Raw genomic sequence first — 19,420 nt, 5'->3', positions numbered from 1 at the left:
GTGGGCAAGGGAAGACTTCGCCCGTTGGCTGAGACTCCTGCTTCGCTATTCCGTCGGCATCCGGCTAAATCTCTGCAGGTCCGGATCGAGACGGTCCCAGGCAAGGCCGCGCACCGCATAGGTCACCGCCTGCGGCCTGTAGCGGCTCGGATCGTCGAGGCTTGCCGCGCGAACGCTGAAGAATTCCGGCATGGCCGAGAAGGTCATGTAGACCGGCGAGCCGCAGGTGGGGCAGAAGCCGCGCGTCTTCACATGGCCGCTGTCGGCGACCATGTCCCAATGCGAGGCCTGGCCTTCGAGCTTCACGCCCTCGCGACGGAACGTCATATGCGATCCGTGCCCGGTCCCGCTTTCGTGCTGGCAATCACGGCACTGGCAGTCGTTGGAAAAGACCGGTTCACTCGAGATCTCGTAGCGGATGGCGCCGCAGGCGCAGCCGCCGATATATGACTTGCTCATGCATTCCTCCTGTTGCGGGCACGACAAAGCCGGCGCGCGGCCGCACAGGCGGGCGCCGATCGAACGCTTTGTCTATCGAGGTGGGTACGGTGCCGGATCGCCGTGGCGATCCGGCCGGGCTTCAATGCTGTTCGTCGGTAACGGTGCCAATACGCGACAGGACCTTCGGCCAGCCATTGCTCATGTTGGCATAGGCGCTGTCGTTCTTCGGCGTGACGAAGCCGGAATGAACGAGCCGGAGGCGGGTGCCGTTGTCGACCTTCGTCAGCGTCCAGGTGACGACCGTATCGAGGCGCGAGCCATAGCCGCTATTGCCCACGTCGCCGCCTTTCCAGGAATAGACGAAGCGTTCATGCGGGCGCACTTCCAACACCTGGCAACGGATGGTGCCATCCCACGCGCCGGCCGGCGTCGTCTGGAAAGTGAAATGGGTGCCTTCCACCGGTTGGAAGCCCGCCGGCGGCATGATCCAGCGGCCCATCAATTCGCCGTTGGTCAGCGTCCTCCAGATCGTCTCAGGCGTATGCGGAAAGACCTCGTCGACGACGATATCCTGGGTCTCGAGTTTCAAGGCTGCTGCGTCGGTCATGGATCGATCTCCTTGAGAAGGGTGCGCAGATTGGCGAAGCGGTCGCGCCAGAAGCTGCCGTAGTGGCTCATCCAGTCGACGAGCGGCGCCAGGCCCTCGGGCTCGGCGCGGTAGTAGACGTTGCGGCCCTCCGGACGCTCGGCGACGAGGCCCGCCTGCTTCAGCGATTTGAGGTGCTGCGATATCGCGCCCTGCGTCACGCCGCTGCCGCGCGTCAGTTCGACGACGGTGATTTCCTCGGCATTGGCGATGCGCTCGAACACGGCGCGCCGGGTCGGATCGGCAAGGGCGCGCATGACGGCGGTGATAGGGGCGGTTTCGATCATCATGAATAAACGAATAGCGGATGCTAATTGATTAGTCAATGCTATTGATTTTTATGCTGCTGCAGAAAGAAAAGGCACGCTCCAGGCGTGCCTTCTGTCGCTTTGATCCCAGGAGCGGATCGCCTCAATGCGGGCTCGCCGTCGGGCGCACGATGATCTCGCTGACGTCGACATCGTTGGGCTGGCCGACGGCGTAGGAGGTCGACGATGCAACGGCGTCGGGAGTGATGCAGACGGCCCGCCATTCCTTCATCGCCTCGCGCGCGATGTGGTCGCTGATCGTATCGGCGAGCTCGGAGGTCGTTGTTCCGGGCGAGATGACGGTAACGCGGATGCGGTCGGTCTCCTGCCTCAGGCCGTCCGAGATCGCCCGGACGGCGTACTTGGTGGCGCAATAGACGGCGGCCGTCGGCGACACCGAATGGCCGTCGATCGAGGAGATGTTGATGATCTGCCCGGATCCTTGCGCACTCATGATCGGCAGGGCAGCGGCAATGCCTTAGAGCACGCCCTTGATGTTCACGTCGACCATGCGGTCCCACTCGTCGATCTTGAGCGCTGCCAGCGGCGACAGCGGCATCACGCCGGCATTGTTGACGATGACATCGAGGCGCCCGAATTCGGCTTGGGCAAAGCGGGCGAAGGCGGCAACGTCGTCGCGGTCGTTAACGTCGAGCACGCGAAAGCGCGTTTCGCCGCCGGCAGCGGCGATTTCGTCGGCGATGCGCTCCAGCCGGTCGGCTCGGCGTGCACCGATCACCACCTTGGCGCCGGCCGCAGCCAGCCGCTTGGCGGTGGCTTCGCCGATGCCGCTGCTTGCGCCGGTGATGGCCACGACTTTTCCCTCAACATTATCCATGGGTATCGCCTTTCAAGAGGTCCGTTTCTGATTGGCTCGGGTGCTGATGCCCCTGAGTTGATGAGACGGAGGATAGAAAAGGCGATCCGTTCGATCGAGCGGCCAATCGAGGATGGCGTGGTCAGAAGCTCTAACCAATGATGGCGACGGTGGAGCAGGGTTCCACGCGGATTGGTCGTTAGGCTGGCCCTGGAGACAAGCGAAGGGGCGAAGCTTCGCGCTTCGCCCCCATTTCTGTCGCTGTCCGTTGAGGCCGCTTATTCGCTCGCCTGCGCGGCCTGCTCGATGATCGCGGCCACCGCCTCGGGCTTGGAGACGTAGATGGCGTGGCTGCCGGGTGTCTCGACGACGGTGGAACCCGCCCGCTTTGCCATCTGGCGCTGGGCGGCCGGCGGGATCATGTGGTCGTCGGTCGCGACCAGGTAGAAGCTCGGCTTTTGCTTCCACGCCGGAGCGGTGACGGCGCCGGTTGTCGCTTCAATGCCCCACGGTACCTGGGAGTCGGCCATGAAGGCGGCAAGCTCAGGATCGACATCGGCCGCGAAGGCGGCAGTGAACTTTTCCTTGTCGAGCGAGAGGAAGCCATCGACCGGCGGCAGGATCGGCGGAACGGGCGCGCCGGCCGGCGGGTTGGCGATGAGCGAGGAAACGGACTCGCCCTTATCCGGCGCAAAGGCGGCGATGTAGACGACCGACTTCACCTTCTCGTCGGTGCCGGCTTCCGAAACGACCACGCCGCCATAGGAGTGGCCGACGAGCACGACCGGTCCGTCCTGCGCGGCGATCGCACGCTTGGTGGCCGCAACGTCGCCGGCAAGCGTCACAGTCGGGTTCTGGACGATGGTGACGTTGTAGCCGTCCTTCTTCAGGATGTTGTAGACGCCCTGCCAGCCGGAGCCGTCGGCAAAGGCGCCGTGAACGAGCACGACATTCTTGGTGGCGGGGGCCGCGTGGGCCGGTGTCAGCGCGCTTGCGGAGAGGGCGAAAGCAGCGGCGGTGATCAGGGACTTGAGCATTTCGGATCTCCTTCGGTAAGTTGTTTTCGCGATATTTATTATCGCGATAGTCATCGTATACGGCGACTCGGTTTTCTTGTAAAGATATTAATTATCGCGATATCTAATTTCGCGGCGAAAGGCCGCAAACGCCGCAAGGAGGCCGGAATGTCCGACGACCCGACAACGCTGCCGCTCGACAGCCAGCTCTGTTTCTCGATCTACTCGGCGTCGATCGCCATCAACCGCGTCTACAAGCCGATGCTCGATGCACTCGGCGTGACCTATACGCAGTATCTCGTCCTGAGCACGCTTTGGGAACGGGATGGGCTGACGATTTCGGCGATTGCCGATCGGCTGGGTCTGGAATCGAGCACCATCACGCCGGCTGTGAAGCGCCTCGAAGCCGCCGGCTTCCTGGGGCGGCATCGCAGCGTCACGGACGAGCGGCAGGTCGAGGTCCATCTCACCGCGAAAGGGCGCAGCCTGCACGTGAAGACCGGTTGCCTGACCGATGCGCTCCTGGAAAATTCCGGCTTTACCGTACCGGAAATGATCGACCTCAACGAACGGGTCCGAAAACTGCGCGATGGGATGCGCGACGCGGTGAAGTAGGGCTGCATGCGGGCGGCGACTGTGCCGGGACGCAAAAAGGGCGCGCCGAAGCACGCCCTTTAACGTTTCTATCGCCGACGCAGCAGATGCGTCCGCGCGTTTATTCCCACTCGATCGTGCCTGGCGGCTTCGAGGTGACGTCGTAGACGACGCGGTTGATGCCGCGGACCTCGTTGATGATGCGCGTCGCCGCGCGGCCGAGGAATTCCATGTCGTAGTGGTAGAAGTCCGCCGTCATGCCATCGACCGAGGTGACGGCGCGCAGTGCGCAGACGAACTCGTAGGTGCGGCCATCGCCCATGACGCCGACGGTCTGCACCGGCAGAAGCACGGCGAAGGCCTGCCAGATGGCGTCGTAGAGGCCGGCCTTGCGGATCTCGTCGAGATAGATCGCATCGGCTTCGCGCAGGATCTCAAGCTTCTCGCGGGTGATGCCGCCCGGGCAACGGATGGCGAGGCCCGGACCCGGGAAGGGGTGGCGGCCGATGAAGCTGTCGGGCAGGCCGAGCTCGCGGCCGAGCACGCGCACTTCGTCCTTGAAGAGTTCGCGCAGCGGCTCGACGAGCTGCATGTTCATGCGTTCGGGCAGGCCGCCGACATTGTGGTGCGACTTGATCGTCACCGACGGGCCGCCGGTGAAGGAAACGCTTTCGATGACGTCGGGATAGAGGGTGCCCTGAGCGAGGAAGTCGGCGCCGCCGAGCTTCTTCGCCTCTTCTTCGAACACTTCGATGAACAGGCGGCCGATGGTCTTGCGCTTGGTCTCGGGATCGCTCTGGCCTTCCAGTTCGCCGATGAAACGGTCGGATGCGTCGACGTGCAGGAGGTGCAGGTTGTAGTGCTCCTCGAACATCGCAACGACGTTCTTCGCCTCGTCCTTGCGCATCAGGCCGTGGTCGACGAGGATGCAGGTGAGCTGGTCGCCAACCGCTTCATGGATCAGCAGGGCCGCAACCGAGCTGTCGACGCCGCCCGAGAGCGCGCAGATGACCTTCTTGTCGCCAACCTGCTTGCGGATCGCTTCGACCGCCTTGGCGCGGTAGGCCGACATCGACCAGTCGCCCTTGATGCCGGCAATCTTGTGCACGAAGTTGGAAATCAGCTTGGCGCCGTCGGGCGTGTGCACCACTTCCGGATGGAACTGCACGGCGTAGTACTTGCGCTTTTCGTCGGCGATGAAGGCGAAGGGCGCGTTGGCGGAGGTCGCGACGACCTCGAAGCCCTCGGGGATCGCGGTCACGCGGTCGCCGTGCGACATCCAGACCTGGTGGCGCGAGCCGACCGACCAGAGGCCTTCGAACAGCGGGCAGTCCTTCTCGACTTCGAGGAAGGCGCGGCCGAATTCGCGGTGATGGCCGCTCTCGACCTTGCCGCCGAGCTGGGCGCAGATGGTCTGCTGGCCATAGCAGATGCCGAAGACCGGCAGACCGGAATCGAAGATCACCGAGGGCGCACGCGGCGAGCCGATGTCGAGCGTGGAGGCCGGGCTACCGGAGAGGATGACGGCCTTCGGCTTCAGCCGCTGAAAACCTTCTTCGGCCGACTGGAACGGCACGATTTCGCAATAGACACCGGATTCGCGGACGCGTCGGGCGATGAGCTGCGTCACCTGGCTGCCGAAGTCGACGATGAGGACGGTGTCGGGATGGGCTGTCTGGGTCATTGGGTGCCTTCAAACAAGCTTGATCATGGCGAGCCTTTAATGAAAGCCCGCCATCGACGCAACGATTCAATTGCACCCGGACAATTCCGGGGTTTTAGAGCGGGATCGCGCCACTCAAGACCGCATTCTCCAACCGGTCGATCACGCTTGCAAGCCTCTCGTCGATGACGTGAAGATACTCCGTCCAGTCGTTGACATGCTTCAGTTCGGCCTTGCCGTCGGAAATGCCGCGAAGCGCAATCAAGGGAGTTCCGAAGGACTGGCAGGCGCGTAAGACCGCGAAGGTCTCCATCTCCACCATGTCGGCGTCGATCCCATCATAGGCAGCGCCCGAAACGATGTTGGCGCCAGTCGAAAGCCGCGCCTCGGGCACGCCGGGGATGCGCAGCGGCAGCGGCACCACGGCCGGAAGGTCGAGAAACGGCGTTCTCCCCTTCTCGAAGCCGAGCGGCGAGGCGTCCATGTCGCGGTAGCCGACGGAAACAGCCTGGTAGACTTCCGTCTGTTCGAGCTTGGCCGCACCCGCCGAACCGAGGGAAACGACGAGATCGGGCAGGGCCCGCTCGGCCGCGAGTTCAGCAAGCGTGCGCGTCAACACGACGGCCGCCTCAACGGGGCCGACGCCGGTCATCAGCGGCTTGATCCGGCGCTTCAGATGCGGACCGTATTCGGCATCCACGGCCATGACGTAGAGCACCTTGCGTCCGGCAACGTCCTTGACGGCAAAACTCATCCTTCGATCCCTTCGCGTCCGCGCACCACCATCATCGTTCCGGTCATCGACGCGATCAGCTTTGCCGGTCCGTCGGAGCGGATCGCATAGCCGCGACCGTCGGAAACGATGATCGTCGAGCCGGGCTTGGTCACCTCGCCGCGGAAAAGGAACCGCTCGCCACGTCCGGGCGAAAGCAGGTTGACCTTGAATTCGATCGTCAGGATCGAGGCATCCGGGTCGATCACCGAATAGGCCGCATAGGTGCCGGCCGAATCCAGCGCTGCGGAGATCACGCCGGCGTGCAGGAAGCCATGCTGCTGCGTCAGCTTGTCGTCGAAGGGCAGCTCGATTTCGACCGTGCCCTGCTCGACCAGCGTCAGTTCGGCACCGATCGTGCGCATCGCCGCCTGCCGCGCAAAACTGTTGCGGATACGGTTTCGGAAATCGGGGGGATCGCGGTCGTCCATCAGTCCACGGGCCTTTGTGTCGCGCGGCATCATTATGCTGGGCGGACAGTGGCACGCTCATGAAGGTCCGACAAGTTCAATTCATGAGCAAAATCGCGCTGTTGAGTGCGGTCGCAAACGCAACCCAGGCGAGATAGGGGAGGAACAGCAGGGCCGAAAGACGGTCTCTTTGCCAGCTTGCTATGACGAAGCCGGCGACCGCGATCACGAGCGCAAGGATGACGATCAACGCCGACGAGATATCCTGCATGCCGAAGAACAGCGGCGACCAGAGGAAGTTGAGGATCATCTGCGCCAGCCACAGGCGCATGGCGGCGGTACGGCGATGGTCGAGAAAGATCCTGGCACCGGCGATGCCGATCATCACGTAGAGGATCGACCAGACGGGCGCGAAGACCCAGTTCGGCGGATTGAAGGCGGGTTTTGCCAGCGACTGGTACCATTCGCCGGGGATGTTGTTGTAGCCGATGAGAAGGCCGAGGCCGAGAACGGCGGCGATGAAGATTGTGTAAACGATCGGTCTGTTCATGGCTTCGACAGATAGAACAAACTTTGACGCTTTCCAGCGGCCTTGCCGTTTTGAAGCCGCGATGTGTCACCTATATCATCGCCATGAAGAGCTTCAGACGCATCGACATCCGCCCGGCCGGCCCGGATGACATCATGATGATCGCCTCCGTTATCGTCGAAACCTGGCGATCGACGTTCCGCGGGCTGATTTCCGATGCCTTTCTCGACGGCATGAGCAGCGAGGAACAGGCGCTGCGTCACGCAAGGCGCATGCGCATCGCCGATGTGTTCCATCTGGTTGCGGTTGACATGAGCACGAACAGGGTGATCGGCTTTGCCAATTACGGCAAAGCGCGCTCGATGCCGCCGCGGTTCGACCGGGAACTCTATGCGCTCTATATCCTCAAGGAGTTCCAGGGGGCCGGCATCGGCTCGGCACTCGTGCGCAGCGTCGCCGGCCACTGCCGGGAACTGGGCGGCAAGTCGCTCTTTGCCTGGGTGCTTTCCAGCAACCCGAGCCGGGGTTTCTACGAGCGCCTCGGCGCCGTTGCCGTCGGCCAGGGACAGGTGAGTCTCGGTGGCGAAAACCACGACCAGACCGCCTATCGCTGGAACGATCTGGCAAGGCTCTCGGGCGACGGCCGCTTTTCGGCCTGAGATCGCTTTGGCGCTAAACCAGCCGCACGATGTGCTGGTCCCAGGCCACGCGGCTCTTGTTGGCCTTGAAGTGACCGTCATAGGAGGAAACGGCAAAGCCGTGATCGGCGCTGGCGACCCCCGCCGCATCGACGACGCGCTCTTGCTTCAGCACCGCGCCGGTTCGTGCGTCGAGCGTCACCGCCACGCCGCCCTTCGGAGACGTCAGCCCGATCAGTCCCTCGTTCCGGTTGACGGCGATGGCACCGACATAGTTCGCCAGCGCTTCCGTCGTGCGCTCGGGCAGCGACAGGAACTTCAGGTCCTCTCCCTGGGAAAACGAGCCGACGAGCGGCGGCAGATCGTTGCGCGCACCTTCGTATTGGCAGGCAAACCAGATTTCGCCCTTCGGGCCGATGTCGACATGCCGGGTCGACAGACGGCTGAGATCATCCGGCAGACCGTGCTTCTGCACCAACGCGCCGGTCGTGGTATCGACCAGCGTCAGGCTCGGCTGCATGTGGTCGAGATTGAGCTTGGTGCGGCCGAAATCCGGATGGGTCTCGATGCCGCCATTGGCGATCGCCAGCAGTTTCCCGTTGGCGCTCAGCGTCATGTCGTGCGGGCCGATGCCATAGGTCGGGAATTCGCCGATGCGAGCAAAGTTATCGCTGCCGTCATAGATACCGACCATGCCGCGGTTGGCGGCAAAGTCGTTCTCGGTGGCATAGAGCAGCTTGCCGTCTCCTGAGAAGCAGCCGTGGCCGTAGAAATGCCGGCCGTCGGCCGCGACAATGACCACCGGCTCGGCCGAGCCATCGGTCGCAAGGATCATCGCATAGGTGCCGGGTCTGCGGGCAAACGCGACGGCGCGGCGGCTGGCCGGCGAATAGGCCATGCCGTGGGCTCGGGCCGGCAGCGCCGTGCTGTCGATGATCTCGCCGGCTTCCGTCAGCGTCGCAACGCCATAGCTGCCATCAGGCGCCATGAAGGCCGAGGCGAAGACCGCATCCGCCCGGGTCAGAGCGAAGGCCCGGTCGGGCGCAAGGCTCGCCATCCAGGCAGCGCCCGCCACTTTCAGGAAACTGCGTCGGTCGATCAGGCCTGTGGCGGCTGTCATGCCATTGTCCCCAGTCATGGAATTTCCGCACAAACGGCGGCTGTGCCGCCGTTTGTCTTGGCACCTTAAACGCTCAGAGCCAGCCCCGGCGCTTGAAGTAGAAATAGGGCACGATTGCCGAGATCACCATCAGCATCAGTGCCGCAGGGTAGCCGAATTCCCACTGCAGTTCCGGCATTACCCCGAAGTTCATGCCGTAGATCGAGGCGACCAGCGTCGGCGGCAGGAAGACGACGGCGGCAACCGAGAAGATCTTGATGATCTGGTTCTGCTCGAGATTGATAAGGCCGAGCGTTGCGTCAAGCAGGAAGTTGATCTTGTTCGACAAAAACAGCGCGTGGTCGCCAAGCGAGGTCGCGTCCCGCTGGATCAGCTTGATCCGCTGACGGCTCTCCTTGCCGGCCTTGCGCGGCCCCATGCCTTCGAGCGCCACGTGATAGGCGACGAGCCGGCCGATGCTGACCAGGCTTTCGCGAATGACCGTCAACAGATCGCCCTTCTGGCCGATCTGCTCGATCAGCGACTGCAGGTTGCGCGTCTTCTTGGTAGCGCTGGCATTGGTCTTGCGGAACACTTCGCGCGAGATCGCGTCGACCTCGCTGCCGGCGCGCTCCAGCGCGTCCGCCGTGCGGTCGATGATCGCTTCCAGGAGGCCGAGCATCACAAGTTCGCCGCTCTCGCAGATCTGGCCGTTGGCCTTCTGGATGCGATGGGAAAAGGTCTGGAACGGCTTCGGGTCCGCATGGCGCACCGTGACCAGCGTCGTGCCCTTGAGGATGAAGGTCACCGGCACCTTGACCGGATAGTCGCTGTCGAGCTTGGCCGCTGCGGTCATCGTCATGAATTCCGCGCCGGCTTCCTGGTAGAGCCGGTCGGAAAGCTCGATCTCCTGCATCTCGTCGCGGGTCGGGATCTCGATGCCGAGCTGGCCCTCGACCAGGCGCGTCTCCTCGGAGGAGGGATTGAGAAGGTCGTACCAGATGGCAGGGGTCGGCAGCGCGATGCCATCGAGCATGTCGACAAGCACGAGGTGGCTGTTCTGGCTTTTGAAGATGCGCAGCATATTGGGCTCCATAGGGCGAGTCATCCGACCGCCGTGAAGCCCTGATCAAATCAGGACCGGACGGTCGTGAGCGTGAAGGCTCGACTTCGACTGTCGGGGTTCATTGGGAGTTGGTCCTTGTGGTGAAACGTGCCCGCGAGAGCGGACACGGGAAGCGCTTTGCGCCCAAAAATCGTCCTTGTCAACACCCGGTCGGGCCGCCGGATTTCTCAGTCGCCATCGGCGAAGGAGAAGCCGGCGCCAAGGCCGATCGCGCCGCCGAAATCGTTGTTCAGGCGGTTGAGCAGGTCGTTAACGTTGAGCGACAGGAAGGCGAGCTTGCCGCGTTTGCCTTCGTCGGCAAGGGCGGCGTCGATCGGCCCGTCGACATTGCCGGCCATGCTGATCACCGACTTGAAGACGAAGTCGGCCGAACCCGCGACCGAGCGGCTGTCTTCCGGCAGCAGGCTCTGCATGTCGGCCACATCGAACAGGGTCTTCAGCCCCCGGACGTTCGCGGCGATCGACGGCATGGTGTTGCTGGAGCGCCAGTAGATCGCGAGCTTCGGATGTCCCTTGTCGTCCTTGCCCTCGTAGAAGGGCTTCAGCCGTTGGTCCTTTACCGTCTCGACGCCATGGACGAGAATGCCGAGCAGTTCGGTGGCCGCCTCGCGGTTGTCGCGGAACTCGGGATTGTCGGGCCCCGGATGTTTCCAGGCCGCCTGAATGCCGTCGGGCTTTTGCCACGCGGCCAGGAACTCGTTGGCGATGGTGTCGAGGTTCTTGGTGATCGCCAGGCCGTAGCGGCAGCGGAAATCGCCGTCCTTGTTCAGAAGCGTCTCGGCGCCCGTGCCGTAGAGCACGTATTCGAGCGCGCCGAGGCCTTGCGCTGCAACGCTTTTGCCCTTGAGCTTGGCTTCGTCCGCAGCGCTTTCGTCCCTCTTCGAGATGATCGCCTGCACCTGCTTCAAGCCCGTGCTCTTGCGGTCGGGGTAGAACAGGAACCGCTCGAAGCGATTCTGCTCAAGCGCCGGACCAAGCCTCACCACCTCGATCGCCGACCAGGCGCCGACCACCTCGGAAAACGCAGTGCGAGCGCCGTCGACCGTTGCCTGTGATGGCGCCGCGCAGAGCTTGGCCGTGGCCTTTGTAGCGGCAGCGGTCTTTTCCGTGAGGTTGCGGTAGCCGGGGATGATGAAGTCGTCGACGGCCTTGGCCATGACCGTAGGCACGGCCGCCTCGTTGACGACGCGCGGCGAGAGCGCGCTTCCTTCTTGGGCCACTGCGGGGAAAACGGGCGTCAGTGTCAGGGCAAAAGCGAGAGTAAGCGTATGCGTGCGGGGCATCAGAGTGACTCCAGGAAGGCAAGGAGATCGCGGCGATCGCCTGCGGCAAGGGCGGCAAAGGCATCACGGGCCTTCTGCCCTTCGCCGCCGTGCCACAGGATCGCTTCGGTGAAATTGCGGGCGCGTCCGTCGTGTAGCAGAAAAGTGTGCCCACTGACGGTCTTCGTCAAGCCGATGCCCCAAAGCGGCGGCGTGCGCCACTCGCGGCCGGTAGCCACACCCACCTGCTGTCCGTCGGCAAGACCCTCGCCCATGTCGTGCAGCAGGAAATCGGAATAGGGCCAGATCAGCTGGAAGGATTGCGCCTTGCCCACCGCATCGCGGCGGGTGACGAATTTCGGCGTGTGGCAACTGGTGCAGCCGAGATCGTAAAAGACCTTCTTGCCGCGGAGCGTTTCGGCAAAGCTCGCCTTGCGCCGTGCCGGCACGGCGAGGTTCTCCGAGTAGAAGGTCACGAGGTTGAGCACCGGGTCGGGCGCCTCTGTGGGGCCGAGGCGCGCCTGCTCGCCGGTCGGCATGGTCAGGCATTCTTTCTGGGCTGCGGTGCAATCGCCGTGCGGCCGGTCGGCGTCGGGAGACGAGATGCCGATATCGGTGGCGAAAGCATCGGCGCTCTGCTGCCGAACGGTGGCGTTCTGCGCCTTCCAGCCGAAGCGGCCGAGCATAAGCTTGCCGGTCTTGGCATCCCGCGTCAGCGCCGGTCGGCCGCTGATGCCGTCACCATCCCTATCGTCGGGGTCGGCGTTCGCCAGAATATCCGCCTCATGGATCGCCTCTATCAGGCCGAGGCCGATCATCGGCTGCGCCACGCGGGGCGAGAGCGTCGTTGCCGGATCGAGCGGTCCGTAGGCAAGGTCGGCGACGGAATAGCTGGGCCGGCGCAGAGACGCGGCTTCGCCGTCAGGAAAGGTGAAGGGCTCTTCGGTGTAGCTGACCTTCAGATGGCCTTCGGCGGCAAGGCCGGGCACTGCGCTATCCTGAAGCTGGGCGCCATAGACAGGGTCGCCGAAGTTCACCACTTCGTGCGCCGTAATCATCCGCCGCTCCTCGTCGTCGCGGGGCGGCCGCGCCAGGCGGAAGAACATCGAGGTCGTATCGACGGCGCCCTCCGGCGGACGGCCGCGCCCGTCCTTCAGGTGACAGCTCTGGCAGGCGCGGGCGTTGTAGAGCGGGCCGAGCCCGTCGGAGGCCTGGGTGGAGGAGGGGGAGGAAACCCAAAGCTTGCGAAAGAGCGCGTTGCCGAGCTTGAAGCCCTCTTCCTCCTGGAAGGTGAGGTTGGCCGAAAACTGCGAAAAACTGTCGGCATTGACGGGCGCGATCGAGGTCGCGGCACCCCCGGACATGGCCTCGAAGGTTTCCGCCTTGGAGAAATCGGTCGCAGGCTGGGTCACCGCCTGCACGCGCTGGCGGTCCTTGTCGTCGAGATCGGAGCGTTCGGTCAAAAGGCCATCGCCTGCGAAGGCGGGCAGGACCGTGGAAAGCGCTTGCACGAGAAGAAGCGCGTAAAGGCGGGAAGCGCCGAGTTTCATCTCAGGAGGATCGGGCCGCATCTTTGTCGATGCGGCCCGCCTTTTCAGCTTATTGGAAGACGGCGTTAGGATTATCCAGGCTGTCGGAACCTTCAAGCTCGACGGTGCCGAGATCCAGCGACGCAATGACACGCTGTACGGTCTTTGCCTGGGCGATCAGGCCGTCGATCGCCGCCTGAATGGTGGCGTTGCCCTCGGCATTGCCTTCGCCGATCATCTGGTCGTAGGACTCGGTCGTTTCCGCGCGCTTGGCCATCGCCTGCATCTTCTCGACCGTGGTTGCGAGGTTGCCCGCCATCTCCTTGTCGAGCGCGGCATCCTTGGCCGCGACGAGTTCGGAGAGCGACGGGCCGGTCATCTTGGTGCCGTCGACGCGGGTGTATTCGCCGGTATAGGCCGACTGGATGCCGATCGCATCGTGCAGGTGCGAGTTGTGCGTGTTGTCGGAGAAGCAGTCATGCTCTTCTTCCGGATCGTGCAGCAAGAGGCCGAGCTTCATGCGCTCGCCGGCCAGTTCGCCATAGGAGAGCGAGCCCATGCCGGTGAGGATGGCGACGAGGCCAGCCTTCGGGTCGGCCTCGACCGCCTTGGTCGCGGCACCATCCGGCGTCCAGTTGGCGACCATTTCCTTGAGGTCGGAAACGAGCAGCTCGGTCGCAGCCTTCAGATAGGCGGCGCGGCGGTCGCAATTGCCGCCAGTGCAGGCCTTGGTGTCGTAGTCCGTGTAGAGGCGGTTGCCGGCGCCGGCCTTGGTGCCGTTCAGGTCCTGGCCCCAGAGGAGGAATTCGATCGCGTGGTAACCGGTCGCGACGTTCGCCTCGATGCCGCCGGCTTCCTGCAGCGTGCCCGCCAGGAATTCCGGCGTGATGTTGGAGGCGTCGACGTCCTTGCCGTCGATCTTGATCGTCTTGTTGGCGATGACATTGGCGGTGAACAGCGCGTTCTCGTCGCTCTCGGTGCCGTAGCTCGGGTCGACATAGTCGATCAGGCCTTCGTCGAGGGGCCAGGCGTTGACCTTGCCTTCCCACTCGTCAACGATCGCGTTGCCGAAACGGTAGACTTCGGTTTCCTGGTACGGGTTGCGGGCCTTCTTCCAGGCGTCGCGCGCGGCCTTCAGCGTTTCTTCGCTCGGCGTCGCGATCAGCGCGTCGACCGCCTTGTCGAGCGCTTCGGCAGTCGTCAGCGCGTCTTCGAACTTGGCGTGAGCGACGGCGGTGTAGTGCTTCACCACGGCGGCGGCATCGGTCGCGGCATGGGCCGGCTGCAGGGCCATCGCCGAGGTCGCCGTCATCAGCGCCAGCGCGGCGCCGCGGAAAAATTTCTTGGTCATGACCCTCTCCTGTTGCGTCCCCCGGCGCCGTCGAACGCGCCGCAAAACATGGCGTCGTTCAGCCGTCAGGCCATGAGAAAAGCCCCGCCGAGCCCGCTTCTCATGAACCAAAAGCAAACTTGTGTCAAAGTGTATAGTTTAGAACGCTTTCAATCTGATGCGTGTCTTTTGCCGATCGTCAAAAGGCCTTAACCCTTGCGTTGCATCAGGCAGAAGAAGAAGCCGTCCGTGCCGGTGGAAGCGGGTGTCAGCGTCACCGTCTTCATGTCCGCCGACCAGGGCTGCGGCTTGTCGGTGCCGAACAGCGTCGCCCAGATATCGGCGGCCGACAGGATCTCGAATTCCGGATTGTCTTCGCAGAAGCCGTAGACCTGCGCCTCGTTTTCCTCAGGCAGAACCGAGCAGGTGACGTAGATCAGGTGGCCGCCGGGTCGGACGAACTGCGCCGCACTTGCCAGCGCTTCTTCCTGCTGGGAGATGCGCTCTTCGAGGTTCTTCTGGTTCAGCCGCCACTTGGTGTCGGGGCGACGGCGCCAGGTGCCGGTGCCGGTGCAGGGCGCATCGACCAGCACGCGGTCGAAGCGGCCGACGAGCGGCGCAAGGCTTTCGGTCGATTCATGCACTTGGACATTTCGGGTGCCGGCGCGCTTCAGCCGCTCGATGATCGGGGCAAGCCGCTTGCGGTCGGTGTCGTAGGCGTGGACCTGGCCCTTGTTGTTCATCGCTGCCGACATGGCGAGCGTCTTGCCACCGCCGCCGGCGCAATAGTCGAGCACCTGTTCGCCTTCCTGCGGATAGGCGAGTTCGGCGACGATCTGCGATCCCTCGTCCTGGACCTCGAACCAGCCCTTCTGGAAGGAAAGCTCGGCGGTCACGTTCGGCAGGCGCGAGGCGCCTTCGCCGGCGGGAATGCGGATGCCGTTGCGGGCGATCGTTGCTGGCTCGGCGCCGCTGCGCTCGAGTGCCTTCAGGACCTTGGCGCGCGACGCCTTCAGCGTGTTGGCGCGCAGGTCCAGCGTCGGCCGGCCGGCGAGCGCCCTGGCTTCTTCCAGCCAGTCGTCGGAGAAGTTTTCTTCAAAGGAGGCTTGCACCCATTCGGGGATATCGCCCTGCACATGGGCCGGGGCGTCTTCGATCCGGCGCGACCTGAAGGCCTGAAGCTGTTCGGCCGGTGCCTCCGGCGCGAACTTGTCGCCATCGAGTTCGGCGGCCAGCTTTTCTGGCGAAAAGCCCCACTGGCGGTACATCACCGCATGGCCGAGCGCCGAGGCGCTGTCGCTGTCCATGAGGTAAGCGTGAGAGAGTTTCATGCGAAGGGCGTCGTAGACGATGTTGCCGATCGCCGAGCGATCGCCGGATCCGGCGAAACGGTGGGCAAGGCCCCAATCCTTGAGCGCGTCGGCGACCGGGCGCTTCCGCTTTTCGATATCCTCAAGAACCTCAATGGCTCCAGCGAGCCTGCCGCCCAAACGCATCTTCGATCAACTCCTTTTTCGCCGTGGTAACGGCGATGGCATCGAAGAGCAAGACGGCGGAGAAGATTAACCGCCGAGAACGGCCTTTAGCGAAGTAGATCCACCCGAACGCAGGCCGGGTAGCAGTATTTCAAGATCAGGAGTTGACGACGCGGTAGCAGACGCTGGCAGTACCGGAGCGAACCATGCCGATCTGCGAAGCTGCAGCCTTGGAAAGATCCATGACGCGACCGCGGATGAACGGGCCGCGATCGTTGATGCGAACGATCACGCTCTTGCCGTTGCGCTTGTTGGTGACCTGCACCTTGGTGCCGAATTTCAGGCTGCGATGGGCGGCCGTCAGGTGAGCGGCATTCATGCGCTCGCCGGACGCGGTCTTGGAGCTCAGCGCATACCAGGATGCGCCGCCGCAGCCGGCGCCGGCTGCATGGCTATCGGAAACGGAAACGAGACCGATAGTGGCCGTGAATAGCGCTGCAGCGGCAGCAGTCTTGATCTTCGCTGGCGTCAAACTGGCGATCCCCTCGGTCAAAACACTTGGTTAAGAACTTCTGGGAACCGCTAATTGGGGCGAAAAATGGCAAAAACGTGCTTCAACCATTTACGCTCTATTAGGATTTATTAAAAAAATGACGAAATTTCAAAAACGAAGATTGTTTGAAATAGTTTAAGCCTGCGCTGGAAGTTCTTTGGAATCAGGGGTTGAGCGCTCGCCAACTTCCGCACGCGGGCCGAACTCGCCGGTAAACGAAAAAAAACATTAAAAATTTCGAATTGGACCAATTGTCCGGAATCCGGATGGTCGAAAATTCGTTACTAGCGCACAGGTTGTGTGAAATTAGCCAAGTATCGAACGAATATCCAAAGAATGTCACAATTGCGCTCGCCCAGCCCTGACCATTACTGACGGACTGACTGTCGACGTTCTATAAGCATTACGGGTTATGCTATCTGGCGCGCGCCATATTTCGTTTCACTGTCCGCGCCAAGCGCCCGACTGCCAGAGCTGTGCAAGCGAGACGCGATAATCCGGAAACGCGAATTCAAAACCGGTTTCGCGCATGCGGGCGTTCGAAACCCGTTTGTTTTCGCCATAGAAGGTGCGGGCCATGGGTGACAGTTCGGCTTGCTCGAAGGGCGTTTCCGGCGGCGGCTCGACACCCATCAGCCGGGCGGCTTCCGCGACCACGTCCTGCGGCGGCGCCGGCTCGTTGTCGGTGATGTTGAAGACACCGCCGGTGCCAGTGTTGGCGAGGAACAGCGCCGCGGCGCCGATATCCTCGACGCGGATGCGATTGAACACCTGGCCGGGCTTGACCAGCCGCCGTGCCGTGCCGTTTTCGAGATTGCAGAAGGCGTTGCGTCCGGGGCCGTAGATGCCGGAGAGCCTCAGCACCGCGACGGGAATATCCTGCTTCTTGCCGAAGGCGATCCAGGCGTCCTCCGCCTCCACCCGCTCGACAGAGCGGGCCGAGACCGGTTTGCGCAGCATGTCCTCGGTGACCCATTCTCCGCCGTGGTCGCCATACACGCCGACCGTCGAGAGGTAGCCGATCCATTTGAGGTTCGGCGCGATCTGCGCGAGGTCCGGGCTCGTGGCGCGGAACATGGGATCGCCGTCGCGACCGGGCGCGATCGACTGGATCAAATGGGTTGCCTTGCCAAGGGCGGTGGCCAGTTCGTCAGCGATCGTCTCGCCGTCGAAGAGGACCGGGCGGATGCCGGACCTTTCGAGCTTTGCCGCCTTCTCCTCGGTCCGGGTGGTGCCGATGACACTTGTGGCCGTCAGGGCCATCGCTTTTGCGATTGCCGTACCGGAGTAGCCGGCGCCAAGGATCAGGACATGCATCGGCTCACTCCCGCGATCTGCCATTCGTTGAGGACGTCTTCGTCCGTCTCTGGCTCGCATTGTTCGGCGAATTCCGCAAGCGCCGCAGGCGCGACCAATCGTGACAGCGCCCAGACCGCCATCGCCCGCACCACGGCAGAGGCGTCGTTGACGCGCGCCTTGACTGCGGGCACCAGCGCCTCACTGCCGGAGTTGCCAGCGGCGATCAGCACGTTCCGCACGAAGCGGTCGCGACCGATGCGCTTGACCGGCGAGCCTGAGAACAGGCTGCGGAAGCTCGGGTCGTCGAGGTCAAGCAGGGTTTCGAGCGACGGCGCCTTCAGGTCGTCGCGTGCTCGGAGCTTCATTTCCGAGGCCGCCTGCGCGAACTTGTTCCAGGGGCAGGCGGCAAGACAGTCGTCGCAGCCATAGATGCGGTTGCCGATCAGCGGCCGGAATTCAGGATCGATCGGCCCCTTGTGCTCGATCGTCAGGTAAGAGATGCAACGGCGCGCGTCGATCCGGTAGGGCGCCGGGAAGGCATCGGTCGGACAGGCGTCGAGGCAGGCGCGGCAGGAACCGCAGTGGTCGCGCTCGGCCTCGTCGAACGCAAGGTCGGCCGTGGTGAACAGGCTGCCGAGAAACAGCCACGAACCGTATTCGCGGCTGACGAGATTGGTGTGCTTGCCCTGCCAGCCAAGGCCGGCCTTTTCGGCGAGCGGCTTTTCCATGACAGGGGCGGTATCGACGAAGACTTTCACATCCTCGCCGGCGCGGGCGGCAAAGCGGGTCGCGACTTCCTTCAGCTTGCCCTTGATGATGTCGTGATAGTCGCGGTTCTGGGCATAGACCGAGATCGCGCCGCGATCGGTCTGCTCCAGGATGCCGCGCGGATCGTGTTCCGGCCCGTAGTTCATCGCGAACATCACGACGGAGCGCACCTCGCTCCAGAGCGTGCGCGGATCGGAACGGCGCTCGGCCGTCTCCTCGAGCCAGTCCATCGTGCCGTGAAAACGTTCGTCGAGGAAATCCCTGAGCCGGCTTGGGGCTTGCGGAATGGCATCGGGCCGGGTGATGCGACAGAGATCGAAGCCCTTGTCTGCCGCTTCAGCCTTCAGGAACGCCGTCAGCTTCAGCCGGCGCCGTTCCTCACTGTCTGCCTTGGCATCGATGCCGGGCACGCTGTTCGCCTCAGAAGTCGAGATCCGCATAGTGCGGAACGGGGGTCACGCCGCGCACGCGTTCGGCAAGCAGCGGGCGGAACGAGGGGCGGGACTTCAGCCGCTGGTACCATTCCTTGGCGCTCGGAGCGTCCGACCAGTCGATTTCTCCAAGATAGTCGAGCACGGACACGGTCGCGGCCGCGGCGAGATCCGCATAGGAAATGCGGTCGCCGGCAAGCCAGGTGCGCGTGCCCGCGAGCCACGAGAGGTATTTCATGTGCTGGCGGATGTTGGCGCGGGACGTGCGCAGGATCTTGCTGTCGGGCGCGCCGCCGCCCTGGTCCGGCGTCATCTGCAGCTTGAAGATACGCTCGCGCACCAGCGGCCGGGTCACATCGGCTTCCATCTTCTGCAGGAACCACTCGACCAGCCGGCGGATCTCGGCGCGCTGGAACGGATCTTCCGCGAGCAGCCGGCGATCCCGCTTCATGATGCCGTTCGTCTCGTCGAGATATTCCGAGATGATCGTGGCCCCACAGAGAGCCCTCATACTATCGTCAACATAGACCGGTAGCGTGCCGGCCGGGTTCAACGCCAGGAAGTCGCGCCGATTTTCCCAGGGCTGCTCATCGGTCAGTTCCGTCTGATAGCCGTATTCCGAAAGGATCAGGCGAACGAACCGTGAGGCGGAGGACATTGGGTGATGATACAGTGTCGGCATCGATGATCTGGTTTCTCAGAGGCTTTTTGCTG

At 63.3% G+C, this 19,420-nt stretch carries 20 protein-coding genes and 1 pseudogene; 2 read left to right on the top strand and 19 right to left on the bottom strand.

Translation table 11 applies throughout. The features are described from left to right. Positions 1-45 precede the first annotated feature (45 nt). The 5 genes and pseudogenes from JVX98_RS20945 to JVX98_RS20925 all read right to left on the bottom strand — a co-directional run bounded on the left by JVX98_RS20945 (position 46) and on the right by JVX98_RS20925 (position 3,249). Positions 46-459 (bottom strand): GFA family protein, encoded by a 414-nt coding sequence (locus JVX98_RS20945; RefSeq protein WP_205237298.1) that lies wholly within the window; start codon positions 457-459, stop codon positions 46-48. Between the two features lie 121 nt (positions 460-580). Beyond that, the gene (locus JVX98_RS20940) at positions 581-1,048 is read right to left on the bottom strand and encodes an SRPBCC domain-containing protein (RefSeq protein ID WP_205237297.1); all 468 of its coding nucleotides are present in this window, start codon (positions 1,046-1,048) and stop codon (positions 581-583) included. After that, complete coding sequence (locus JVX98_RS20935; RefSeq protein WP_192448326.1) at positions 1,045-1,374, bottom strand: helix-turn-helix transcriptional regulator; 330 nt, start codon at positions 1,372-1,374, stop codon at positions 1,045-1,047. Before JVX98_RS20935 ends, JVX98_RS20940 begins: the two co-directional genes overlap by 4 nt. 124 nt (positions 1,375-1,498) lie before the next feature. Beyond that, a pseudogene (locus JVX98_RS20930) lies at positions 1,499-2,233 on the bottom strand (SDR family oxidoreductase). A 257-nt stretch (positions 2,234-2,490) separates the two neighbouring features. Continuing rightward, positions 2,491-3,249, bottom strand: coding sequence for an alpha/beta hydrolase (locus JVX98_RS20925; protein ID WP_205237296.1), 759 nt, complete (start codon positions 3,247-3,249; stop codon positions 2,491-2,493). A 147-nt stretch (positions 3,250-3,396) separates the two neighbouring features. Between JVX98_RS20925 and JVX98_RS20920 the strand changes: the two genes are divergently transcribed. Further along, positions 3,397-3,843, top strand: a complete 447-nt coding sequence (locus JVX98_RS20920; protein ID WP_205237295.1) for a MarR family winged helix-turn-helix transcriptional regulator — start codon at positions 3,397-3,399, stop codon at positions 3,841-3,843. A 100-nt stretch (positions 3,844-3,943) separates the two neighbouring features. Here the strand turns inward: JVX98_RS20920 and guaA are convergent, their stop codons facing one another. The 4 genes from guaA to JVX98_RS20900 form a co-directional block, all read right to left on the bottom strand. After that, positions 3,944-5,506: a glutamine-hydrolyzing GMP synthase gene (gene guaA / locus JVX98_RS20915; RefSeq protein ID WP_205237294.1), complete on the bottom strand. Its 1,563-nt coding sequence runs from the start codon at positions 5,504-5,506 to the stop codon at positions 3,944-3,946. A 94-nt stretch (positions 5,507-5,600) separates the two neighbouring features. Beyond that, positions 5,601-6,239 carry a 5'-methylthioadenosine/S-adenosylhomocysteine nucleosidase gene (locus JVX98_RS20910; protein ID WP_205237293.1) on the bottom strand — a complete coding sequence of 213 codons (639 nt, stop codon included), beginning with the start codon at positions 6,237-6,239 and terminating at the stop codon, positions 5,601-5,603. After that, positions 6,236-6,688, bottom strand: coding sequence for a PaaI family thioesterase (locus tag JVX98_RS20905; RefSeq protein WP_043625842.1), 453 nt, complete (start codon positions 6,686-6,688; stop codon positions 6,236-6,238). Before JVX98_RS20905 ends, JVX98_RS20910 begins: the two co-directional genes overlap by 4 nt. A gap of 76 nt (positions 6,689-6,764) precedes the next feature. Beyond that, positions 6,765-7,217, bottom strand: coding sequence for a TspO/MBR family protein (locus JVX98_RS20900; protein ID WP_205237292.1), 453 nt, complete (start codon positions 7,215-7,217; stop codon positions 6,765-6,767). Between the two features lie 83 nt (positions 7,218-7,300). Between JVX98_RS20900 and JVX98_RS20895 the strand changes: the two genes are divergently transcribed. Beyond that, entirely contained in the window at positions 7,301-7,855 is a 555-nt protein-coding gene (locus JVX98_RS20895; RefSeq protein ID WP_205239493.1) for a GNAT family N-acetyltransferase, read from the top strand. Positions 7,856-7,868: 13 nt separating this feature from the next. Here JVX98_RS20895 and JVX98_RS20890 read toward each other — a convergent pair whose 3' ends face one another. From JVX98_RS20890 to JVX98_RS20845, 10 genes are all read right to left on the bottom strand, one after another. Further along, a complete protein-coding gene (locus JVX98_RS20890) occupies positions 7,869-8,954 on the bottom strand; it encodes a DUF1513 domain-containing protein (RefSeq protein ID WP_205237291.1) in 1,086 nt (361 codons plus the stop codon). A 73-nt stretch (positions 8,955-9,027) separates the two neighbouring features. Next, on the bottom strand, positions 9,028-10,017 hold the full coding sequence (locus JVX98_RS20885) for a magnesium transporter CorA family protein (RefSeq protein ID WP_192448091.1): 990 nt from the start codon (positions 10,015-10,017) through the stop codon (positions 9,028-9,030). Positions 10,018-10,226: 209 nt separating this feature from the next. Continuing rightward, a complete protein-coding gene (locus JVX98_RS20880) occupies positions 10,227-11,342 on the bottom strand; it encodes an imelysin family protein (protein ID WP_205237290.1) in 1,116 nt (371 codons plus the stop codon). Beyond that, positions 11,342-12,892, bottom strand: coding sequence for a di-heme oxidoredictase family protein (locus JVX98_RS20875; protein ID WP_371826528.1), 1,551 nt, complete (start codon positions 12,890-12,892; stop codon positions 11,342-11,344). Before JVX98_RS20875 ends, JVX98_RS20880 begins: the two co-directional genes overlap by 1 nt. 28 nt (positions 12,893-12,920) lie before the next feature. Then, complete coding sequence (locus JVX98_RS20870) at positions 12,921-14,201, bottom strand: imelysin family protein (protein ID WP_205237288.1); 1,281 nt, start codon at positions 14,199-14,201, stop codon at positions 12,921-12,923. 188 nt (positions 14,202-14,389) lie between these two features. Beyond that, the gene (locus JVX98_RS20865; protein ID WP_205237287.1) at positions 14,390-15,676 is read right to left on the bottom strand and encodes an RsmB/NOP family class I SAM-dependent RNA methyltransferase; all 1,287 of its coding nucleotides are present in this window, start codon (positions 15,674-15,676) and stop codon (positions 14,390-14,392) included. 136 nt (positions 15,677-15,812) lie between these two features. Continuing rightward, a complete protein-coding gene (locus JVX98_RS20860) occupies positions 15,813-16,187 on the bottom strand; it encodes a septal ring lytic transglycosylase RlpA family protein (protein WP_060519659.1) in 375 nt (124 codons plus the stop codon). Positions 16,188-16,649: 462 nt separating this feature from the next. Further along, on the bottom strand, positions 16,650-17,525 hold the full coding sequence (locus JVX98_RS20855; protein ID WP_205237286.1) for an SDR family oxidoreductase: 876 nt from the start codon (positions 17,523-17,525) through the stop codon (positions 16,650-16,652). Next, positions 17,513-18,715, bottom strand: coding sequence for a tRNA epoxyqueuosine(34) reductase QueG (gene queG, locus JVX98_RS20850; RefSeq protein ID WP_205237285.1), 1,203 nt, complete (start codon positions 18,713-18,715; stop codon positions 17,513-17,515). Before queG ends, JVX98_RS20855 begins: the two co-directional genes overlap by 13 nt. Next, the gene (locus tag JVX98_RS20845; RefSeq protein ID WP_043615432.1) at positions 18,696-19,388 is read right to left on the bottom strand and encodes a glutathione S-transferase family protein; all 693 of its coding nucleotides are present in this window, start codon (positions 19,386-19,388) and stop codon (positions 18,696-18,698) included. The genes queG and JVX98_RS20845 overlap by 20 nt, the downstream gene beginning before the upstream one ends. Positions 19,389-19,420 lie beyond the last annotated feature (32 nt).

The sequence above is a fragment of the Ensifer sp. PDNC004 genome, assembly GCF_016919405.1.
Classification (GTDB): domain Bacteria; phylum Pseudomonadota; class Alphaproteobacteria; order Rhizobiales; family Rhizobiaceae; genus Ensifer.
This window is presented reverse-complemented; position numbering and strand designations above follow the sequence as displayed.